This window comes from Pseudoalteromonas sp. BSi20439 (assembly GCF_000241165.1).
Taxonomy (GTDB): domain Bacteria; phylum Pseudomonadota; class Gammaproteobacteria; order Enterobacterales; family Alteromonadaceae; genus Pseudoalteromonas.
The window spans coordinates 1-22,799 of sequence record NZ_BADW01000010.1 but is presented as its reverse complement, the minus strand read 5'-3'; the positions used below and the strand labels follow the sequence as shown (position 1 = coordinate 22,799).

Sequence of the window (22,799 nt, the reverse complement as noted above, 5' to 3'; positions counted from 1 at the left end):
CTTATGTCTACACGTGAAAAAGGCCTAATTGCATGGTTTGCGCGCAACCCTGTTGCAGCAAATCTATTGATGATATTTATACTTATTGGTGGCATTTTAACGGCGTTTACTATTCGCAAACAAATGTTTCCGCAATTTGAAAGTAACTGGATCAGTGTCTCTGCGGTATACCCTGGCGCAGCCCCGCAAGAGGTTGAGGAGGGCATTACCATAAAAGTTGAGGAAAACCTTGAGAGCATAGAGGGAATAAAGCGCCTTATCACCTACTCCAATAGAGGCTCTTCACAAGCGTGGATTGAAATAGAAGAGCAGTTTGATCCGCAAGAAGTACTCGATGAAATTAAAGTACAAGTAGATTCAATCAATACGTTTCCTGCGGGTATGGAGCGCCCTATTGTTCGTCGCGATAAATACGAACAAGAAGTAATGATACTTGCCCTTTACGGTGACATGAGTAACTACCAACTTAAAGAGCTCGGTAACGATATAAAAGACGAGCTTCAGGCACTGCCTAATATTAATTTAGTTAACTTTAATGGTGGCCTTAATTACGAAATTGGTATTGAAGTAAGCCCAGACAAACTGCGTGCTTATGGATTAACGTTTAGAGATATTGCCAGTGCAGTGCAAAGCTTTTCTGCCAATATGTCAGCTGGGCAAATTCGCTCTGAAAATGGCTATATTTCAATGCGCGTTGAAAAACAAGCCTACCGTGGTAGCGAGTTTGCAAAGCTACCGCTGATCACCCTTGCCGATGGCGCGCAAGTATATTTAGGTGACGTTGCCACCATAAATGATGGCTTTGAAGAAGGCCTGCAATACTCAAAATACAATGGTAAAAATTCATTGTCGTTTGAAGTAAACGCCTCTAAAGATCAAGATATTACCGATGTTGCTAAAGTACTTAAAACCTATATGGCTGAAAAAGAATCGCAACTGCCTGCAGGTGTCAAGCTCTCTCCTATTGTTGATTTAACTTACTACCTCGAAGGTCGCCTCGATATGATGGTCGACAATATGATTTGGGGTGGCTTACTAGTTATGTTGGTATTAGCGCTGTTTTTACCATTACGTTTAGCTTTTTGGGTAATGATGGGTTTACCTGTGTCATTTTTAGGTGCCTTTTTGTTTATGCCAATTGGCTTTTTAGATGTCACCATTAACTTAGCCTCGTTATTTGCCTTTATACTGGTGCTTGGGATAGTGGTTGATGACGCCATTGTTGTGGGCGAATCTGCTAGTGCTGAAATAGAAAAACACGGCCATACACTCGATAACGTAGTACGCGGCGTAAAGCGCGTGGCAATGCCAGCAACATTTGGCGTACTTACCACTATTGCGGCATTTTTACCGCAAACTCTTGCCACAGGCCCAAGTGCGGCTTTTTCTAAAGCCATTGGTGGGGTGATTATTTTATGTTTAATTTTCTCACTAATTGAATCAAAACTTATTTTACCGGCACATATTGCGGCAATGAAAGACCGTAAACCAAATCCAAAAAACCCGCTTCACCGTGCACGTAAAGTAATGGATAACGGCCTAAAAAGTTTTGTTGATAACTACTACACCCCGTTTGTTGGTCGCTGCATTCATTATCGCTATACCGTAATTGTCGGTTTTATGTGTTTACTGATTGTCAGTGCGGGAATGTTTGCCGGTGGTTTAGTTAAATTTGTGCCTAATCCTAAAATACCGCACGATTTTCCACGCATTGATATAGAAATGAACTTAGCGTCTTCTGAGCAAGCAACGCTTGAGACAGCTAAAAAAGTAGAGCAGCTAATACTGAGCGTTGATAAGCAGCTCAAAGAGCAATACGGTAAACCGATGATCCGCGATTTATCAGTTAGCTTACGTGGGCGAACGCAAGCAAACATTATGGCTATTTTAGTTGAACCCGACCTGCGCCCTATTGATACCTTTGCACTGAGTGCCTTATGGCGCGAACAAATGCCTAACTTACCGGGTGTTAAAACCCTAACCATTCAAGATAGTATTATGAACGGGGGTCGAGACGATGGCGATGTAAGCTTTAAACTCGAAGGTAAAAATGCACAAGTACTTAAAGAAGTCGCTGGTAAGCTTAAAACCAAGTTACAAAGTCTGGAAGGCGTAGGCGATGTTAATGACTCAATGCAAAGCGCTACCGATGAAGTACAGCTAGATTTAAAACCACTTGCTTACAGTATGGGGCTAACCCTTGCCGATGTGGCCTCACAAGTAAGCTTTAGTTATTATGGTCTTGAAGCACAACGTATTCTTCGCGAAGGTGAAGAAATTAAAGTGATGATCCGCTACCCAGAAGATGAGCGTAACTCAATCAGCGATATCGACAGCGTACGTATTATCACCCCCACAGGCGCTGAAGTACCATTAAGTGAAGTTGCTAATATTTCATTAGTTGATGGGGTTAATCGTATTCGCCGTGAAAATTCAAAACGTACAGTAAACGTGTGGGCTGCAGTAAATACTGACCAAGTAGAACCCTTTGCCATTGCACAACAAATTCGTGATGAGTACTTACCTTCATTACTTAAAAACTACCCAGGGGTACAAAGTAATGTGGCTGGTCGTATTCAAGAGGAAATGGATAGCGCTGATGAGCAATTACGTGACTTTGCGCTATCGATGATCATAATTTTTGCATTATTGGCTATTCCTCTGCGCTCTTACTCGCAACCATTAATTATTATGTCGGTCATTCCATTTGGTGTGGTTGGCGCCATGTTTGGCCACATGGTACTAGGTATGACCATGAGCAGCTTATCGATGTTTGGCATTATTGCGGTAGCCGGTGTGGTGGTTAATGACTCACTCGTGATGGTAGATTTTGTAAATAAAGCACGCGCAGAAGGCATGGCCGTAAAACAAGCCGTTATGCAAGCCGGTGCAAAGCGCTTTAGAGCTATATTACTTACCTCAATCACTACATTTATTGGGGTAATGCCAATTATTATGGAAACCAGCTTACAGGCTAAAATAGTTATTCCTATGGCGGTATCGCTGGCCTTTGGTGTGCTATTTGCCACGGTAATTACTTTAATACTTATACCTTGCCAATACGTAGCTTTAGAAGACGCTAAGCGCCTTACCCGTAAGCTACTTGGTAAATCGCAGCCTATAAGTGTTCAACCGACACCCACTGCCAAATAATTAAAGTTTCTCTCCCAACCATTAAAGCTCGGCCTAATACGCCGAGCTTTTTATTGCCTAAATATTGCGCTGCATTATTAATAGTTTTTATAAAGTGTTTCAAATAAATTATGGGTAATTATTTTAATTATATCAGCGTATTATGCGCCCTCAATTTAAAGCATCGCTAACGCATTATAATTTTATTGCTTAGCATTAAGCTCACACCGCAATGGTTTTGAGCCGCTTGTCAGTTAAGTGCCCTCCACTTAGCTCTAATAACGAGGGCGTGTTGACCTTTGGCGTTTGAATTTGCAGCAGTATGTTTGGTTTTTAGGCAAGGCAGAGCCTATGAAGTGTGGTTACTCCCCATAAATGGGCGATAAGGTAGCATAAATGCCAAACATACGCTGCCCTTTGGGTTCTGCCTAGGGGCAATAAACTCTTTGTTGCCTACATGGATGTAGGTAAGGGGCGTGAGCAGGACGCGGAAGCTTTGCTCGGTTTTTACTTATTCTTACAGGGATGTAAGTCATTAGAATAACGCAGGAGCAGTTATCGAGCCCACTAGGTTACAAACCTCGCGCCGCGATTTGATCGCCCCTAGATTAAACAAATCTCAATCCGCAAAGATCAACACGCCCTATACACGTAAATTTAAAACACCTAAACATACTGCTATCCGCTTAAAGCGCTATGGCATCTAGTTTATTTATGCACCCTAAGGAACCCTATGTTTGATTTAATAAGCAAGCGCAGCGCTAATTTAAAAAATGATGTATTAGCCGGCCTAACCGCTGTGCTTACGCTCATTCCCGAAGCTGTTGCGTTTACCTTTGTAGCGGGAATTGACCCAATGATGGGACTATATGGCTCGTTTTTTGTTGGCTTTATTACCGCCGTGTTTGGCGGCCGCCCAGGTATGATTTCGGGTGCTGCTGGCTCTATGGCTGTAGTCACCACCGCCTTTATTATTATGTTTGGACTCGAGTACTTGCTGGCCGCCGTGGTGTTAACCGGTGTGCTGCAAGTTGTGTTTGGCGCTTTTAAAATGGGCAAATTTATTAGGCTGTTACCTCACCCTGTAATGCTTGGCTTTGTAAATGGCTTAGCTATTGTGATTGGTATGGCGCAATTTGGCCAATTTAAAGAAAACGTTCGCGTAGTTTACGATAAGCAACACGATATGTTTACCTACGCAGGCGATTGGATGCAACTAACCAGCCCTGCTATGCTTACCATGATGGGGCTAATTGCGCTAACCATGGCAATTGTGTATTTTTTACCGCGCTATACTAAAGCAATTCCTGCCCCTCTTGCTGCAATAGCAGTGTGTACAGCGCTGGTCACCTTTACACCACTTGAGTCAAAACTTGTTAGCGATGTTGTGCACACGCAGCGTACTTCAATGATTGAAAAAGAGATCATTACTGAAAACTTTGCAGCTATAAAAAATCAAGTACCTCATGGGCAATACAGCGAAGTGGCGCAAAATATTGCGCTTGAGCGCCCAACCGATGCGCAGATTACGGCTAAATGGCAAGCTAACGAAGCGCAAAAAGTAGCTGAGGGCTTAAAAGACACCATTGACCCACTTGATGGCAGTTTAAAAGGTGCATTACCGAGTTTTCACTTTCCGCAAATTAGCTGGGATTTAACCAATAGCGACTCGCTCGATGCGCTTATCACCGTGCTAATGCTTGCGCTTATTTTGTCAGCTGTGGGGCTAATAGAAACCCTTATGACGCTTTCGCTTATTGATGAAATAACACAAACCCGCGGGCAAGGTAATCGCGAGTCGGTAGCGCAAGGCTCGGGCAATATTTTAAGCGGTTTATTTGGTGGCATGTGCGGCTGCGCCATGATTGGCCAAAGCATGGTGTGTTTAAATTCAGGCGGCCGAGGGCGTGCGGCAGGTATTGCTACCGCTTTATTTATGCTGGTATTTATTTTGTTTTTTCCCAGCTTAATTGAAATGATACCGGTAGCATCTTTAATTGGCGTTATGTTTATGGTGGTTATTGCTACGTTTGAGTGGTCATCTTTGCGTTTATTTGGCCGTGTTCCAAAATCTGAAATATTTATCATTATTGTGGTATCTACCGTTACCGTATTGCTCGATTTAGCCGTAGCCGTAGGCATAGGTATTGTTATTTCTGCCTTGGTTTATGCATGGAACTCTGCAAAAGAAATTCGTATTAAATGCAGCGATGAATCGCAAAGCGAAAAAACCTACCAAGTAACGGGTAATCTATTTTTTGGCTCTATAACCTCGTTTAAAGAAGGGTTTAACCCACATAACGACCCACAAAAAGTGTGTATAGATTTTGCCAATGCCAGAGTGTGTGACCAGTCAGGTATTGAAGCCATACATGGTTTAAGTGAGCGTTATAAAGCATTAGGTAAAACGTTGCATTTGCGCCATTTGAGCCCAGAGTCTGCCAAGTTATTACAAAAAGCCGGTGATTTAGTAGAGGTTAACATTGTTGAAGACCCTAAATACCCTGTAGCCAACGACGCTATGGCGTAACACGTCTCTTAGGTAACTCACTAAAAAAGCTCGGAACTTCCCGAGCTTTTTATTTTTAAGTCAATTGTTTAAATTATTTTAAGCTGGTAAGTTAGGCACGTATATGGACACCCTCGCATAAAAGGATGTAACTATGCCACTTGTACAACTTATTCTATTTATTGTTTTTGCTGTGTTAACCACACTTGGTTTAAAAAGAATAACCGTAACTTAATGCTATTTGGCTTCATTGCTATATCGTTCACATTTGTGGGGCTCGGCTTTTTGATAGGCGTAGATGAAGGGAAGTCAGGCATTAATTAATCAAAAAAATTTTAGCTTGAAAATTAAAGGGACTTTAATGCGCTTATACATACTGATTATTTCTTTAGTTATTTTTTTAAGTGGGTGCCAGAGCTATATTGCTTATCAAATAACTAAGCCTCCGCAGAAAGTTCTCCCTAAAGAATTTGAGAGCTCTATCGCTTTATCTGGAGTACAAACCCATTACTGTAGCAGCGAAGTAGATTGTCTTGATTTTAGGTTTATCTCACCTAAGGATATCGAAAGCTACCTACTCGATGGTAATACACTTTCGTTAAGTTTGATTGTTGAAGGAAGCACTGAAGATGAGGTTTTTGAATACCAACTTACTTCAGATAATTTACCAAACAACCAAAATAGCGGGCTTTTAATCATCTTTCCTGGGTATGGCGTAGACAGCTTGATTTACACCATGCAAGCAAGATGGCTTAGCCATGTCACTGGAAAAAATGTGATAGTGATGCCTGCAAGTAATCAATACGAGAAGTTTAGATTTGGTTTAAACTCGCTTGATGTGCTAGTCAATTATGTAAATAAAGAAAACTACACTGATATTTCCTTAATTAGTTACTCAATGGGCGCAATTGCGGGAGTTGAGTTTGCATCTAAGCTGAACATTAGTAAGCATATACTTTATGCCCCAATGATTAATTTTGAGGCCGCACTAACCACAATTGCTAACTTATCACACCCTATTTATAGCAAACTATTAGGCGATGATTATTTAAACGAAGTCGCGGCTAAGATAATTGAAAAAAGTGGAGTACCTCTAACTAAACTCGACATATTAAATAATCTAAATAAGACCCCGCATGCTAGGCAAACTTACATCTTTTCAAGTAATGCAGACAAAGTGAGTCCATATAATAGGTTGCTTACTCTTAACAACTCAAAAGTGAGCATGTATGAGGTAAAAGATTTAAATCATATTGAAATGGTTTCTTTAATTTCCACACAACAAAGGAATGTGCTCCTTTCCTTGCTTGATGGATAACTTCAACAGTCCTAATAATTGAGAAAAATACTGCTCGTTTTTTACTCCTAATACGTTATGGTAATAAATAACAATACATAACTAATAATAATGGAAGGAGCAGCCATGAATACCCCGCAATCAGATCATATCCCGCAAGAAGCCTTTGATTGGTACGACGAATACGCCCACGGTTTAATGGACCGACGTACATTTATGAAAAAACTAGGTGGGTTAGCTGCACTTGGTTTTTCAATGAGCGTACTAACCAGTGCCCTGTTACCTAATTATGCGTTTGCAGAGCAAGTATCATTTAACGATGATGATATTAAAGCCACCTACGAAGAATTTGATTCGCCAAACGGGCATGGTAAAGGCAAAGGCTACTTAGCAGTACCTAGCAAAATTGAAGGTGAACTGCCGGTTGTATTAGTTATTCACGAAAACCGTGGTTTAAACCCATATATTAAAGATGTAGCCAGGCGCTTAGCCAAAAAAGGCTTTATTGCCTTTGCACCCGACGCACTCTTTCCGCTTGGTGGCTACCCTGGTAACGATGATGAAGGACGCGCCATGCAAAAGACCATGGACAGAGCTAAAATTCAAAACGATTTTGTAGCTGGGGCTCACTTTTTAAAAAGTCATTCTAATAGTAACGGCAAACTGGGAGCTGTAGGCTTTTGTTTTGGTGGTTACATTGTTAATTACTTAGCGGCAGTTGAGAGTGACTTACTGAGCGCGGGCGTGCCTTTTTATGGTACTCCTGCCAGTGAGTCACTGCACAAAAATATAAAAGCGCCTTTAATGATTCAATTAGGTGAGCTTGATAAACGCGTTAACGCTACATGGCCTGATTATGAAAAAAGCTTAAAAGCTAACAATGTTGAGTACACTATGCACATTTACGAAGGCGCTAATCATGGTTTTCATAACGATTCAACTGGCCGCTACGATGAAAAAAATGCCGAACTTGCATGGCAGCGTACATTAGCATTTTTTTATAACCACTTAAGTTAACATTACTAAGCGTGTATTTATTACTCGTTAATTAATACACGTTTATCAACAATCCCCTGCTTTACTAGCTGATTCAATATGTGAGCGGTTTTTTCTCTGCACACATCACGCAATAGTAGTACAGCGGGAGTAATCGATTGCCTGCTTGGGCAAATGAGCCACAGCTCACCACAGGTATGCTGGTAATTATTCATCACAGTAACAACCCGTTTGTTTAATAAGTCATCGGCAATATCTAACGCTGATTTAACTGCTAAACCTTTACCTGCAACACACCAACGCCTGACTAAATCGCCATCGTTTGAAGCTCGTCTGCCCTGCATTTTAACTTTGTATTTTTTTTGCCCGTCGGTAAATTCCCACACATTATTGATAATATCTTGCAGCTGATAAAATAACCCATGATGCTGCGCTAAATCATCCGGGTGATCTGGCTCACCATATTTAGCTAAATAAGTTGGCGTAGCACAAAGTAGTCGCGGTACATTGCAAATTTTAAACCCATAAACACTGCTATCACTGGGTGAGCCATAACGCAGTGCTATATCAACCGAATCACGAAAAAAATCGATATTACTATCGCTAATGTGCGTGCGCAAACTCACACTTGGGTACTTATCCATAATGTCATCAATCCAAGGGATCACTAAGTTGCGGCCTAAATCAGATGAGGTAGCTACTCGTAATTCGCCTTCAATGGCGTCATGTTCTCCTTTAAGGTTTTGCCTTGCCGTTTCAAGCACAGCCAGCGCTTGTTCGCATTGGGGGATGTATCGCTCCCCTGCACCGGATAAACGCAAATGGCGAGTTGTTCTAATAAATAATTCACAGCCAAGGGCTGACTCTACACGCTTAATAGCAGCACTGGCAGTTGCTGTGCGCATATCTAACTTGGCTGCTGCTAGCGTAATGCTTCGACACTCAGCTACCTTTAAAATAAGTTTTAAGTCATCAATCTGCATATTATCTATTTTTATTTGATAATGATTCAATAATTATGCTGTTTATTTTAAATAAAGCAAATTGTATTATGTTGCTCATACACTCAGTGAACACTGTTTATTAGCCCTTTTTTATTATGGAGAGACTATGACTCACCCTATTATTCGCGACCTTGAAAGCCGCCATACTGCTAAACGTTACGACGCGACAAAGCGCATTTCTCAAGACGATTTAACGGTATTGTATGATGCTATGCGTCTTTCTCCTTCGTCAATTAATTCGCAGCCTTGGAAATTTGTAGTGATTGAATCAGACGCTGCAAAAGAGCGTATGCACACTACCTTTGCTAATAAGTTTCAATTTAATCAGCCACACATTAAAGCGGCGTCGCACATTATTTTATTTGCTCATAATCCGCAATATACTCGTGAAGATTACGGACACGTAATTGATGCCGATATAAAGAATGGCAGAACTCAAAAAGAAAACCGCGAGCAAGCTTTTGGCGCCTTTGCGTTTGTTGATTTAAATACCGATGAGCAAGGTAATAATGCCGCCTGGACCAAAGCACAAACCTACATTGCTTTAGGCAATACTATGCATGCAGCAGCACGCTTAGGGATTGATACCACGCCGATGGAAGGCGTTGATGCACAGCTGATTGGTGAAGAGTTTGCAAGCGAATTAGACGGCTACATCTGTGATGTGGCACTTGCGCTGGGTTACCATGACGCTGAAGAAGACTACAATGCTAAGCTGCCAAAATCACGTTTAAGCAAAGAACAAGTAATTCAGGTTTTATAAGTCAAAGCTGCTCACTTTAAATTGTTAGTGAGCAGCTCACTTTATTAGGCTAGTTTTGTGACCACAGACGCATTGGTCACTTTGCCTTGATCAACATCTGCGGTAACAGTGCATAATGCACCATTAATTAAATTTAAATTAGGAGGGATGTGACCAATATCGGCATCAATGATCACCGGAAATAAACACCCGCCAAAAGCGGCATTTAAGCCTTGGCGATAATCAAACCCCGGATCTTGCCCCTGTAAGGTTACATGGCGGCCAATAATCACCCCGTTTATATCATCAAACATACCGGCTAATTTGAGTGACAATAAAAACCGTGCAACCGTCGCAGGCGTGAGCTCTGCGCTTTCTAAATAAAGCACAATACCTTGCGAGGCATTATGCTTTTTAAACTCATGCAGTGCTAAAAAAGGCGAATCAAGCAACAGCCCAACCGTATCAAGACACCCACCAAACAACCGCCCTGACATTTCGATACTGCGTTTATCGGTGTAATTTAAACATTGCCACTGGGTTGGCGCGCTGTGATCAAATAATACGTTTGGGTTTTGTGCATAATCAGGCTTGCTATGTTGATGGTAAGTCGAGGGTGCTTGCTCAAACTCACTATTAGCCTCATAGCTTAGACTTTCAAAAATTTGTAAACAATACGGATCTTTTTCATCGGGGTGTAACTGAATTAAATTGGCGCTATGCAGTGTTGCCCAATTACATTTTGCTGTCAGTGCACAGGCAATCGTGCTGACATCTGAATAACCCACCAACCATTTAGGTTTGGCATTTTTAATTGCGCCAAAATCAAGTAACGGCAATATTTCCATTGCCAGCTCTCCGCCCATTGGCGGCATAATCGCATCTATTTTATCATCCAATAAAAAGTCCATTAGTTGCTTGGCATGCTGCTTAGCAGTAAGTTGAGTTCGCGGCTCGTTTTGACGTAAAAACTCCCCTTCAACAACCTCATAACCTCGATGTTTTAAGCCATTAATGACGATGTCTAACCGTGGGTGATATTTTGATTTGATCCCCGCTGATAAAGAACACACGGCGATTTTAGATCCCACTTTTAAAGGTGCTGGATACAGTATATTTGCCATATTATTTCCTTATTGAAGAATAGGTTACTACCATAACAACATAGCCTACATTTACAAACAATGAATAATAATTGACCGGTATCTAAACCAAATATAAAAACCAAGCATAAAAAAACCAGTGCTTATTGCTAAGCACTGGTTTTTATAAAACGTTAAAGTGAGTTAACTAATTAAATATACTCAACCTCAATGATTTCGTACTCTACATCACCTTTTGGCGTTTTGATAATCACAGCGTCATCCGCTTGTTTACCAATTAAGCCGCGAGCAATTGGTGAATTAACAGAAATTAAATTACTTTTAATATCTGCTTCATCATCGCCAACAATCTGATATTTAACTTCAGCGTCGGTTTCAACATTAACGATGGTTACTGTAGTCCCAAAAATCACTTTACCTGTATTAGGCATCTTTGTTACGTCAATCATCTGCATGTTTGAAAGTTTTGCTTCAATTTCTTGAATACGGCCTTCACAAAAACCCTGTTGCTCACGCGCAGCGTGATACTCAGCATTTTCTTTTAAGTCACCGTGTTCACGTGCATCAGCAATATCAGATACAATTTTTGGACGGGTAACAGTTTTTAATTCGTTAAGCTCATCGCGCAATAATTTTGCGCCACGAACTGTCATTGGAATTGATTGCATACTTTTCTCACTTAATCCCAAGGCCATGGTTATGGCCTTGGCACATTTCCTTAGTTCAATCGCAGGTGTAGTTCTTGAACAGACGTCACTTTACTGCGGTCATCTGCTTGGTTAGCAGTACAGTTAGCAAATGCCGCATTCAATGTCGTAGTATAATTGGTTTTGTGCTGCAATGCACCACGACGTAACACCTTCGAATCTTCAATCGCTTGGCGACCTTCGGTGGTATTAACGATATAGCTATACTCGCCATTTTTGATTCTATCAAGAATGTGCGGACGACCTTCGTATACTTTATTTACACGGCGAACCGTAATTCCAGCATCTTCAAGTGCAGCAGCTGTTCCACCTGTTGCATCTAGCTCAAAACCAAGGTCTGTCATGGTTTTAGCTAGTTCTACAATACGTGGCTTATCGCTATTACGTACAGATAGTAACGCGCGACCACCACGTGGTAAAGTGTTGCTTGCACCTAATTGTGCTTTTGCAAACGCTTCGGCGAAAGTATCACCAACACCCATTACTTCACCCGTAGAGCGCATTTCAGGTCCACGAATAGGATCCACACCTTGGAACTTAGCAAATGGCAATACCACTTCTTTTACGCTGTAGTAAGGTGGAATCACTTCTTTAGTAATGCCTTGGCTTGCTAAAGATTGACCCGCCATACAACGTGCCGCTACTTTTGCAAGTGCTACACCCGTTGCTTTAGATACAAATGGAACTGTACGTGCTGCACGTGGGTTTACTTCGATTAGATACACTTTGCCATCTTTAACCGCAAACTGCGTATTCATCAAACCAACTACGCCAAGTTCAAGTGCCATATCAGTTACTTGCTTACGCATCACATCTTGCACTTCTTGCGTTAGCGAGTGAGCTGGTAATGAACATGCTGAGTCACCAGAGTGAACGCCTGCTTGTTCAATATGCTCCATGATGCCGCCAATAATCACTTGCTCGCCGTCGCAAATTGCGTCAACGTCAACTTCTATCGCGTTATCTAAGAAACGGTCTAGTAATACTGGCGCTTCATTTGATGCAGATACGGCTTCGGTCATGTAACGACGTAAGTCTTGCTCATCGTATACAATTTCCATCGCACGACCACCTAATACGTACGAAGGACGTACTACCAGTGGGAAACCAATTTCAACTGATTTAAGTAGTGCTTCTTCAGTAGAGGTTACCGTCGCATTTTCTGGCTGCAGTAAGTCTAAACGCTCAACAAGTTGTTGAAAACGCTCACGGTCTTCTGCACGGTCAATGGCATCTGGTGAAGTACCAATGACTGGCACGCCGTTAGCTTCAAGCTCACGCGCAAGTTTAAGTGGCGTTTGACCACCGTACTGCACGATAACGCCTTTTGGCTTTTCAACACGAACAATTTCAAGTACGTCTTCAAGCGTAATTGGTTCGAAGTATAAACGGTCTGATGTGTCGTAATCGGTAGAAACCGTTTCAGGGTTACAGTTAACCATAATAGTTTCGTAACCGTCTTCGCGAAGCGCAAGGGCTGCATGAACACAACAGTAATCAAATTCAATACCTTGACCAATACGGTTAGGTCCGCCACCAATTACCATGATTTTATCACGGTCAGATGGGTTAGCTTCACACTCTTCATCGTATGATGAGTACATGTAAGCAGTGTCTGAGCTAAATTCTGCGGCGCACGTATCAACGCGTTTGTACACAGGTACAATATTGAGTTGATGGCGCTTTTTACGAATTTCAGCTTCTGATACACCGGCAATTTCTGCAATACGCGGATCTGCAAAGCCTTTGCGTTTAAGTTTACGCAAGAAGTCTGCATTTAAGCCGACCATACCGACTTCTGAAATTTTAGCTTCATCTTTTAGGATGTCTTCAATTTGTACTAAGTACCAAGGGTCAATCTTAGTTAATTCAAATACATCTTCAACGCTCATTCCATGGCGCATCGCATCGGCAATGTACCAAATACGCTCTGCACCTGGCTCACGTAATTCACGAATGATTTTTTCTTTTGCTTTAGGGTCGTCAAGCGCCACAATTGGGTTAAAGCCTGTTGCGCCTACTTCTAAACCACGTAATGCTTTTTGTAATGACTCTTGTTGGTTACGACCAATCGCCATTACTTCGCCTACTGATTTCATTTGCGTTGTTAAACGGTCGTTTGCACCGGCAAATTTTTCAAAGTTAAAGCGAGGAATTTTTGTTACCACGTAATCGATTGAAGGCTCAAACGATGCTGGGGTTTTACCGCCAGTAATATCGTTTTGAAGCTCATCAAGGGTGTAACCTACAGCTAATTTCGCTGCAATTTTAGCAATTGGGAAACCCGTTGCTTTAGACGCCAATGCAGATGAACGTGATACACGTGGGTTCATTTCAATGATAACCATGCGGCCATCAACAGGGTTTACACCAAATTGTACGTTTGAACCACCGGTTTCAACACCAATCTCACGCAATACGGCCATAGAGGCATTACGCATAATTTGGTATTCTTTGTCGGTTAATGTCTGTGCTGGTGCAACCGTGATTGAGTCACCTGTGTGCACACCCATTGGGTCAAAGTTTTCAATAGAACAGACGATAATACAGTTGTCTTTTTTGTCACGAACAACTTCCATTTCGTATTCTTTCCAACCAATTAACGACTCATCAATTAATAACTCGCTGGTTGGTGAAAGGTCTAAACCGCGCTCACAGATTTCTTCAAACTCTTCCATGTTGTAAGCCACACCGCCGCCGGTGCCGCCCATTGTGAAAGAAGGACGAATAATACACGGTAAGCCGATACGGGTCATGGTATCGCGCGCTTCATCCATTGTATGGGCAATTTCAGCACGTGGACATTCAAGGCCGATGTTACGCATAGCAACATCAAAGCGTTCACGGTTCTCTGCTTTATCGATTGCATCAGCTGTTGCGCCAATTAGCTCAACGCCATGCTTAGCCAATACACCGTGCTTGTCTAAATCAAGCGCACAGTTTAATGCTGTTTGGCCACCCATTGTAGGCAGTACAGCATCTGGCTTTTCTTTTTCAATAATTTTTTCAACAACTTCCCAGTGAATTGGTTCGATGTATGTTGCATCGGCCATTTCTGGGTCGGTCATGATAGTTGCTGGGTTTGAGTTAACGAGTATAACTCTATAGCCTTCTTCTCTAAGTGCTTTACACGCTTGAGCACCAGAGTAGTCAAATTCACAAGCTTGACCAATTACAATTGGGCCTGCGCCTAAGATAAGAATGCTTTTTATGTCGGTACGTTTTGGCATTATTACTCCGGTTAAATTAGTGGTTACGCGCTTGCATCAAATCGATGAAGTGGTCAAATAATGGGGCTGCATCGTGCGGACCAGGACTCGCTTCAGGGTGACCTTGGAAGCTAAATGCTGGTTTATCTGTACGGTGAATACCTTGTAATGTGCCGTCAAATAACGATTTATGCGTTGCACGTAGGTTATCTGGTAATGTGGCTTCATCTGCAGCAAAACCATGGTTTTGTGCGGTGATCATTACGACATCGCGGTCAAGATCTTTAACTGGGTGGTTACCACCATGGTGGCCAAACTTCATTTTTACTGTTTTAGCACCTGAGGCAAGCGCTAATAGTTGATGCCCTAAACAAATACCAAAAATTGGCGTATCGGTTTCTAAAAAGGTTTTAATTGCATCAATGGCGTAAGTACATGGCTCAGGATCGCCAGGGCCGTTTGATAAGAAAATACCATCTGGGTTTAAGGCTAGTACGTCAGCGGCAGAGGTTTGTGCAGGTACTACGGTTAGTTTACAACCACGATCAACAAGCATACGTAAAATGTTACGTTTAACACCGAAGTCGTAGGCAACAACATGAAACTTTTCATCATCAGCGTGTAAGGTTTTAAACCCCTCGCCTAATGTCCAGCTTGATTCGCGCCACTCAAAATTTTCCTTGGTTGAGACAACTTTTGCTAAATCCATACCTTTTAAGCCTGGGAAGGCTTGCGCGGCTTCGAGCGCTTTTTTCTCGTCTAGTTCGTCACCAGCAACAATACAGCCATTTTGTGCGCCTTTGTCACGCAAAATACGGGTTAGTTTTCTGGTGTCGATGTCCGCAATACCTAAAATATTACGTTCTTTTAAGTAATCATCTAACGATTGCTCGTTACGAAAATTACTCGCTAGCAGTGGCAAATCACGGATCACTAGGCCTTTAGCCCAAATGTGACTCGCTTCTTCGTCTTCGCTGTTGGTACCCGTATTACCGATATGTGGGTACGTCAAAGTTACGATTTGTTCCGCGTACGATGGATCAGTCAAAATTTCTTGATAACCAGTCATAGACGTATTGAATACTACTTCACCGACTGACATGCCGTCAGCGCCGATTGCAGTACCGCGAAACACTGTGCCGTCTTCTAGGACTAACAGAGCGGATTTAGTCAAGTTAAACCTCCTAACAGTAAAAAACGGGAGTAAGCAAATTGCTTAACACCCCGCCAATACCCAAATAATTGGTCAAAACCTGATTTCTGTGAGCTTAAATTGTTTTACGCAGTCTTAAATGATGCCGATGTAAACCACTAAACCTTCATTCATTTTTCTTGCCTAAAACTCTTTTCATTCCCACACAAACCCCGGTTTTGCTAACCATATGAGTATAATTGGAAACACGCATTTAGTAATTTTTGGCAAATTGGCTGCATTCTACATGAAGTTGGCTTTTAGGTCTAACGCTAATTAGTAAATTGTAATAAATAAGTGGTTATAGCAAAAAACCACCCCAAAGCGTTAAAAAAGGAACTTAACTACTTTAAATCTAGCACATCTTGCATATCATAAAGTCCTGCAGGTTTATTTTTCAACCACTGCGCAGCTCTTATAGCACCTAGCGCGAAGGTCATTCGCGAACTTGCTTTATGGGTTAATTCAAGTCTTTCGCCCATTGTAGCGAAGTAGGCCGTGTGTTCACCTACTATATCACCGCCCCTTAGCACCGAATAACCAATTTCATTTTGTGATTTGGCCTGCTCTATGTTGTTGCGATCATAAACGGCAACCTCATCATGATCCCACCCTTTTGCCTGAGCAATCGACTCGCCAATGGCAAGTGCAGTGCCCGATGGCGCATCAATTTTATGACGATGATGTGCTTCAAAAATTTCTATATCTAAATCATCGCCTAGTTTTGTCGCTGCCGTTTGCACTAAGTTAAGCAGTAAATTTACGCCCACGCTATAATTACGCGCAAATACAATCGGAATATGTTTAGCGGCATCCGTTAATAGCGCCATATCGTCATGAGTTAAGCCGGTGGTGCCAATTACCATAGGTGTTTTTTGCTCAACGGCTGTTTTTAAATGATTTCTCATGCCTTCAGGCAAAGTAAAGTCTATAAGCACATCTACATTTTCAACCTGCTGTTCACTGCTAAACTTAATCTCTTTTGCCGCTGCGCTATTAAGCTGATTAACGGGCAGGTCTAATAACGGTGACTGACTGCGCACATAGGCCGCCGCTAATTGTGAATTTTTATTGATTGTTGCTGCTTCTACAAGTGCCAGGCCCATACGGCCATTCGCACCAAACACACCTACTCGATTCATCTTTTTACAACCTATGTATTTTTTAGTTAGCTAGATTTTATCTAAAACTCATGTAATAGTCAGGAAAGCTTATAAAAAAGCTTCGATTATTTTAGGGTCTGTTGACCTTTGCGGATTAAAATTTGTTTAAACTAGGAGCGGTTTAATCGTGGCGCGAGGTTTGTAACCTAGTGGGCTAAGTAAAAACCGAGCAACAAAGAGTAAATCGTCCCTAGGCAGAACCCTTCGGGCAGCGCCTGTTTGGCATTGATGCTGCGTTATCGCCTATTTATGGGGAACAACCACACCACATAGGCTCTGCCTTGCCTAAATACCAAACAGACTGCTGCAAATTTAACCTTGAAAGATCAACAGACCCTCATAATATTAACAGATAGTCTTTGCATTTAGCCATCTATACATTTAAACTTCCTTTTTTGCGCCGATTTGGTCTTTGGCTTGCGGGCGCTGTTGAGTTACTTATCTGGTTAGATAGTAAAACAAACAACTAAATTCAGCTAAAAGAGGGATGCTTTGGCTGTTTAATATATCAATCGGTTTCGATTGCTATGAATAATTAACGAGGATTATGATGCAGCCATCATTTGATAAAAATAAAGCAAGATTTTCTTTGCTCCCCCTACTCACCTTTGTTGCTATTTTTTTAGGCTCAGGCTTATATTTGCAATCTCAAGGGGTTGATTATGCATTTTATCAACTCCCAGCACCGGTCGCTATTTTACCCGCGATTGTTTTAGCCTTTATTTTAAATAAAACCAGTATCAACCAAAGCGTAGAGACCTTTATTAAAGGTGTGGGTAATAACAATATTATTACCATGTGCCTTATTTACTTACTAGCGGGTGCTTTTTCGGCGGTTGCAGGTGCAACCGGCGGTGTGGATGCGGTTGTTAATGCTGGTCTTTCACTTATACCTCCTTCATTATTACTGCCTGGTTTGTTTTTAATAGCGGCGGTTATTTCTACTGCGATGGGTACGTCAATGGGAACTATCGGTGCTATTGGCCCAATTGCCTATGCAGTATCTATTAAAACAGGAATTGATCCAGCTTTAATGGCCGGTACCATTGTATCTGGTGCTATGTTTGGTGATAACTTATCAATAATTTCTGACACCACGATTGCTGCTACGCGTACGCAAGGCTGTGAAATGAAAGATAAGTTTAAAGAAAACCTTAAAATTGCTGTTCCGGCCGCCATACTCACTATTGCATTGCTATTATTTTTAACGCCTGCAGCACAAGTAGTTGATACCAAAGACTACGATATTTTATTAGTACTTCCTTATGCCTTTATTTTAGTCCTGGCGGTAATGGGCTTTAATGTGTTTGTCGTGCTGTTAAGCGGTATTGTGTTTGCCGCATTAATGGGCTTTACCGGCAGCTATGAAGGTGCAAGCTTTGTAAAAGATATTTACAAAGGCTTTAGCGACATGCAGGAAATATTTTTACTGTCTATGTTTATTGGTGGCCTCTCTGAGTTTATTCGTATTAATGGCGGCCTCGACTATATCGCTCAAAAAATTCAAGCTATTACTAAAGTCATTGCCAAATGGCACCGTAAAGTAGCCGATCAGTTAGGGATCGCGGCATTAGTTGTCACCAGTAATATGTGTATTGCCAATAATACCGTGTCTATTATTGTGACAGGCCCTATTGCTAAAAAACTGGCTGATGATGGCGAAATTAGTGGTAAACGCTCTGCCAGTTTATTAGATATTTTTGCCTGTGTAACCCAAGGGTCTTTGCCTTATGGCGCGCAAGCATTATTACTCGGTGCTACATTTAAAATTAGCCCGTGGGATGTTTCAACCTCATCTTACTACTGCTTTATTTTAGCCTTTACTGCTATTGCTGTTATTTGTTTGCGCCGCAATAAAGCATAATCTCCTTTTTTACAGTGTATTAGCTGTGTGCTAATACACTGTTTATCACAATAAATAATTAACAAATTAACCGTGTTTGCTATAATGTGATATTCAGCGTGTCACATAAAATATGGTTATGAAAATTAAAAACTTACTTCCTCTCGTTGCACTAAGTGCGTGTGCCTTAAGTTCAACAGCTACCGCTGCTAATTGGAGCAATACGGCGCTTCATATTAACAACGGCAACCACAAAAACCCATTTACTGAACAAAAATCTAATACCACGGTGTACTCAATTGAGCATGCTTCTGGACATGATTATGGCGATAACTTTTTCTTTATTGATTACAGTACCGACAGCAACGATGATGGCTTTCAAGATCAAGACTTTTACTTTGAAGGTTACTCTACACTTAGCTTATCTGCGGTAATGGACGAAAAAGTAGCGTCAGGGGCGCTTGTTGATGTTGGCCTAACCATGGGTATTAATGCTGCAGGCGATGCCAAAGTGGTTAAATATTTACCAGGCGTAAAATTAAGCTGGGATGTGCCTGGTTTTAATTTCTTTTCAACCCTTATCAGTGCATACATTGATGATAGCGAAGGCGTTGCAAAAGGCGGTGCACCCATTGAAACTAACAGCTGGATGTTTGATGTAGCCTTTGATTACCCGTTCATGATTGGCTCGCAAAAGTTTAACGTAAAAGGCCATGCAGAGTACATTGCTGAACGCAAAGATGAGTTTGGTAACGATGTGCGTGCTTGGTTTTTAGCCCAACCTATTATTGTATGGGATATGGGACATGCGCTAGAAATGAAAGAAAATACCTTACTGTTAGGTATGGAATGGCAATACTGGCACAATAAATTTGGTACTGATGTTAGCGAATCAGTACCGCAAATTCATTTAGAATGGACCTTTTAAAGAACAAAGTAAATTAAGAAGTGCGAACCATTTCGCACTTTTTTAAGTTCAAAAATATATGTTTTATCCAAGTATTAACCTACCGACAATTAACTGAGAAGTAGTCGTCCCCGCTCATTACTTCTAACTCAGGAAAGTGTGTTATCAGACTATCATAGCTTTTTTTAGATTGGATTTTGAGTGCAAATGCAGCTCGAAGGTGTTGCGGTTCAATGTGAGCTCCATTGCGAGTAAAAAAGTCTATAAATGCTTTATTTTTCTTATTTTCATAGGTCATTGGATCACCGGAATGGATAGAAAACTCTGAATAATTTTGGATAAAGAAATAAAGAGGATCCAATTCATTCTTATTATCATAAGCAACGCCACCCAGCCTAGTGTTTAATATAGCGAAGGGTTCAAAAACGCCTTTAGCTGCAAAACTATTCAATAAACTCTGCGCATCTTTTAACTGCTCGAAATTTAATGAATTAAGCCACAATGTTAACCCTTTTAATCCTGCCAACCCTCCTAATAATTCCGAATGACTACTCAACGGTTTTAAACCCACATTACTTAGTCTAGCTATAATTTCTTGCTCATTTAAGCTAGTTGCTTGCAGGTAATCTCGAGCAAAAATAACTGCTAAAATAGATTTTGCTTCAGGTAACAAAACAGGTAAATCTAAGTTTTCTAAATCGAGTTCCTCCAACGAGGAGCTTTGATCAGCCATTGCTTGATTAATTATCTTACTCACTGAAGTCATCTGACTTTTTATTAACGGTGAGTTCTGTAAAACTTTTTTATTTTTACAGTGCTTAAATTCAGGTGAAGATTTGATCTTTGCAATAAATGGCTGGTCTTTAAATGTTTCAATTTCATTGGGTGTTAATTCACGGCTTATAAGCCAATCCGTCGTTGATTGACACTTTTTGAGGTCCAGTTGTTGCTCGTCAGTTAAATTGTATTCTTTTATGTTCAGTTGCAATATAGGACTCGGTTTCTCTATATCATCGACTAAAACGATTTTAATAACTATTCCTTCGTTATTTAATTTCTCAACCCCCTTATTAACCTCTTCGTTACTAAACCAGGGATGTGTAATTTTTTGATAAAAAACCTGCTTCTCTAATAACCCTAAAAGAGTTAGGAACAATTTATGCTCTGTTGGATTAGTAATTTCATAATCTTCACCACCTATAATAGTGAGAAAATTCAATGCTAATTTATTATCAAAGCTTACATCTGATAACTTTAAATCAGGGTAACGCTGCAAAAGCATGATAGCGGATTGTAGCTGCTGTTTAGTCAACAACAGATTTAAAATTGAATTTAAAGGAGAAAGTTGATTATTGTTAAGTACATCATATGGGATTTCTGAAAAAGTCCGTTCAATTTCGTTAAAAATTTCAACGGCAGAGGTATTTGTTGAGCTGACCTTTTTGTAAATCGTATCTGTGGGCAAGTTTTTCCAAAGTATATCCAAAAGGTCAGTGTAATCAACAACAGTTGTTATGTTTAAGTCAGGTGCGTTAACATAATCGTATTGAGCGATTAATCTTTCACTATTCGGTATTGATTGTAAAATCGGAAACAACTTTTCAACTGACTCTGCTAATGCTGCTTTATCGTACCAAGTTTTAGCCACTGACCAGTAACTCGAAAACCATATTGCCTCGGCGACCTGCTTTGCTGTATACCCGTTTTTAAATGCTTGTGATGCTTTTAGCTCAATATCACGTTCATTATTATCTCGTAACTGATACTGCTTATAATTTAGCTCTTTGCATTGTTCCTCATTCGGGATATCAGTAGGAAATGGCTGTTTAACATAAATGTTTTTGGCGTTTATGTTATTCCCGAAATTAGCTTTTGGCTTTTTAATACCAACATTGGCTTCTGTTGGTGCAAGCAGGATTGAATTTTGACGCTTACTGGATAATATACTAAAAAATATAACTAAACTGATCAAAACAACGCTAATGATTACAACTATTTTTTTCATCCTTGAATCTTCCTATTTTTGGCCTACTTCAAACCACATGTTTTCATTTACAAGTTAGTTTGATTAAGCTCGCAAACTAATGTTAAACGAGCTTATAAGGTTTTGTTAAAACTTACACTGCGGATTTTTACCTTGTGCTTTAGCTGTTTTTTGCTCACTAAGCGCTTTACCCATTTGCGATTGTAAATTTGCAATACGGCTTGTTGGTGCTGGGTGAGTTGATAAAAACTCTGGCGTTGCCCCACTGCCCGCTTGACTCATATTTTGCCAAAGCGTAACAGACTCTTTAGGGTTGAAACCTGCTTGCGCCATTAAATCTAAACCAATAACGTCAGCTTCTGTCTCATGTGAACGACTAAACGGTAAAACCACACCATATTGAGCGCCAAGACCAAGTCCTTGCATAATTTCATTGCGGTATTGCACGTTGCCCATTTCAAGCGCCGCACTGCCCACTTTCATTCCGGTTTGTAAAATAGAGCTTTGTGAAACACGTTCATTTGAGTGCTCTGCAATCACATGACCGACTTCATGGCCTAAAACAGTGGCAAGCTGATCTTGGTTTGTGGCTATTTTTAATAGCCCAGTGTGCACCCCAATATAACCGCCAGGCAATGCAAAGGCGTTTGCAGATTCATCTTCAAATACCACCACTTCCCAATTTTGAGATGCATATTCTGTAGGAAGCACGGCCACTACTTTTTCAGCAATGCAATTGACGTAACTGTTTACTTTTGGATCTTTATTTACCGGCTGCGTTTTTTTCATCTCTGCAAAACTGGCAGTGCCCATTTGAGTCATTTGCTGATCTGAGTAAAGCGCAATTTGCGTGCGCCCAGTTGGTGATGTTTTACAACCTGCTAATACTGCACTGGCTAGAACTACCAAAACCAATTTTTTCATTGTGTTACCCTAAAAAAGTTTGTTACTAAGTATAGAATACCAAACGCGGTGTTAGTTTAAAATCTTTGCTTTTTGCAATTAAACAAT

Annotated in this window: 15 protein-coding genes; 7 read left to right on the top strand and 8 right to left on the bottom strand. The window is 40.9% G+C overall.

The genetic code is table 11. The features are described 5' to 3' along the window. The first annotated feature begins 3 nt into the window (after nucleotides 1-3). From P20439_RS00700 to P20439_RS00685, 4 genes are all read left to right on the top strand, one after another. Complete coding sequence (locus P20439_RS00700; RefSeq protein ID WP_008109288.1) at nucleotides 4-3,153, top strand: efflux RND transporter permease subunit; 3,150 nt, start codon at nucleotides 4-6, stop codon at nucleotides 3,151-3,153. Between the two features lie 712 nt (nucleotides 3,154-3,865). Continuing rightward, nucleotides 3,866-5,662: a SulP family inorganic anion transporter gene (locus tag P20439_RS00695; RefSeq protein ID WP_008109290.1), complete on the top strand. Its 1,797-nt coding sequence runs from the start codon at nucleotides 3,866-3,868 to the stop codon at nucleotides 5,660-5,662. Between the two features lie 277 nt (nucleotides 5,663-5,939). Next, a complete protein-coding gene (locus P20439_RS00690; protein WP_008109292.1) occupies nucleotides 5,940-6,959 on the top strand; it encodes an alpha/beta hydrolase in 1,020 nt (339 codons plus the stop codon). A gap of 105 nt (nucleotides 6,960-7,064) precedes the next feature. Beyond that, nucleotides 7,065-7,955, top strand: coding sequence for a dienelactone hydrolase family protein (locus P20439_RS00685; protein WP_008109294.1), 891 nt, complete (start codon nucleotides 7,065-7,067; stop codon nucleotides 7,953-7,955). A 20-nt stretch (nucleotides 7,956-7,975) separates the two neighbouring features. Here the strand turns inward: P20439_RS00685 and P20439_RS00680 are convergent, their stop codons facing one another. Beyond that, nucleotides 7,976-8,917, bottom strand: coding sequence for a LysR family transcriptional regulator (locus P20439_RS00680; RefSeq protein ID WP_008463959.1), 942 nt, complete (start codon nucleotides 8,915-8,917; stop codon nucleotides 7,976-7,978). A gap of 127 nt (nucleotides 8,918-9,044) precedes the next feature. Here P20439_RS00680 and P20439_RS00675 point away from each other — a divergent pair, with 127 nt between their 5' ends. Then, the gene (locus P20439_RS00675; protein WP_008109298.1) at nucleotides 9,045-9,701 is read left to right on the top strand and encodes a nitroreductase family protein; all 657 of its coding nucleotides are present in this window, start codon (nucleotides 9,045-9,047) and stop codon (nucleotides 9,699-9,701) included. 44 nt (nucleotides 9,702-9,745) lie between these two features. On the opposite strand, the gene P20439_RS00670 is transcribed toward P20439_RS00675, so the two are convergent. From P20439_RS00670 to dapB, 5 genes are all read right to left on the bottom strand, one after another. Next, nucleotides 9,746-10,804 carry a S66 peptidase family protein gene (locus tag P20439_RS00670; protein WP_008463957.1) on the bottom strand — a complete coding sequence of 353 codons (1,059 nt, stop codon included), beginning with the start codon at nucleotides 10,802-10,804 and terminating at the stop codon, nucleotides 9,746-9,748. 170 nt (nucleotides 10,805-10,974) lie between these two features. Continuing rightward, a complete protein-coding gene (gene greA, locus P20439_RS00665) occupies nucleotides 10,975-11,451 on the bottom strand; it encodes a transcription elongation factor GreA (protein WP_010388635.1) in 477 nt (158 codons plus the stop codon). Nucleotides 11,452-11,501: 50 nt separating this feature from the next. Further along, nucleotides 11,502-14,720 (bottom strand): carbamoyl-phosphate synthase large subunit, encoded by a 3,219-nt coding sequence (gene carB, locus P20439_RS00660; protein WP_008113122.1) that lies wholly within the window; start codon nucleotides 14,718-14,720, stop codon nucleotides 11,502-11,504. A gap of 16 nt (nucleotides 14,721-14,736) precedes the next feature. Beyond that, nucleotides 14,737-15,873, bottom strand: a complete 1,137-nt coding sequence (carA, locus tag P20439_RS00655; RefSeq protein ID WP_008113125.1) for a glutamine-hydrolyzing carbamoyl-phosphate synthase small subunit — start codon at nucleotides 15,871-15,873, stop codon at nucleotides 14,737-14,739. Between the two features lie 362 nt (nucleotides 15,874-16,235). Beyond that, nucleotides 16,236-17,033: a 4-hydroxy-tetrahydrodipicolinate reductase gene (dapB, locus tag P20439_RS00650; protein WP_008463955.1), complete on the bottom strand. Its 798-nt coding sequence runs from the start codon at nucleotides 17,031-17,033 to the stop codon at nucleotides 16,236-16,238. A 571-nt stretch (nucleotides 17,034-17,604) separates the two neighbouring features. Between dapB and P20439_RS00645 the strand changes: the two genes are divergently transcribed. Continuing rightward, nucleotides 17,605-18,918, top strand: a complete 1,314-nt coding sequence (locus P20439_RS00645) for a Na+/H+ antiporter NhaC family protein (protein WP_008113129.1) — start codon at nucleotides 17,605-17,607, stop codon at nucleotides 18,916-18,918. Between the two features lie 118 nt (nucleotides 18,919-19,036). Continuing rightward, complete coding sequence (locus P20439_RS00640; RefSeq protein WP_036932644.1) at nucleotides 19,037-19,825, top strand: nucleoside-binding outer membrane protein; 789 nt, start codon at nucleotides 19,037-19,039, stop codon at nucleotides 19,823-19,825. A gap of 79 nt (nucleotides 19,826-19,904) precedes the next feature. Here P20439_RS00640 and P20439_RS00635 read toward each other — a convergent pair whose 3' ends face one another. Both P20439_RS00635 and P20439_RS00630 read right to left on the bottom strand, forming a co-directional pair. Continuing rightward, nucleotides 19,905-21,809: a hypothetical protein gene (locus tag P20439_RS00635; RefSeq protein ID WP_008463952.1), complete on the bottom strand. Its 1,905-nt coding sequence runs from the start codon at nucleotides 21,807-21,809 to the stop codon at nucleotides 19,905-19,907. Between the two features lie 105 nt (nucleotides 21,810-21,914). Beyond that, entirely contained in the window at nucleotides 21,915-22,712 is a 798-nt protein-coding gene (locus tag P20439_RS00630; RefSeq protein ID WP_008113135.1) for a M48 family metallopeptidase, read from the bottom strand. Between the last annotated feature and the right edge of the window lie 87 nt (nucleotides 22,713-22,799).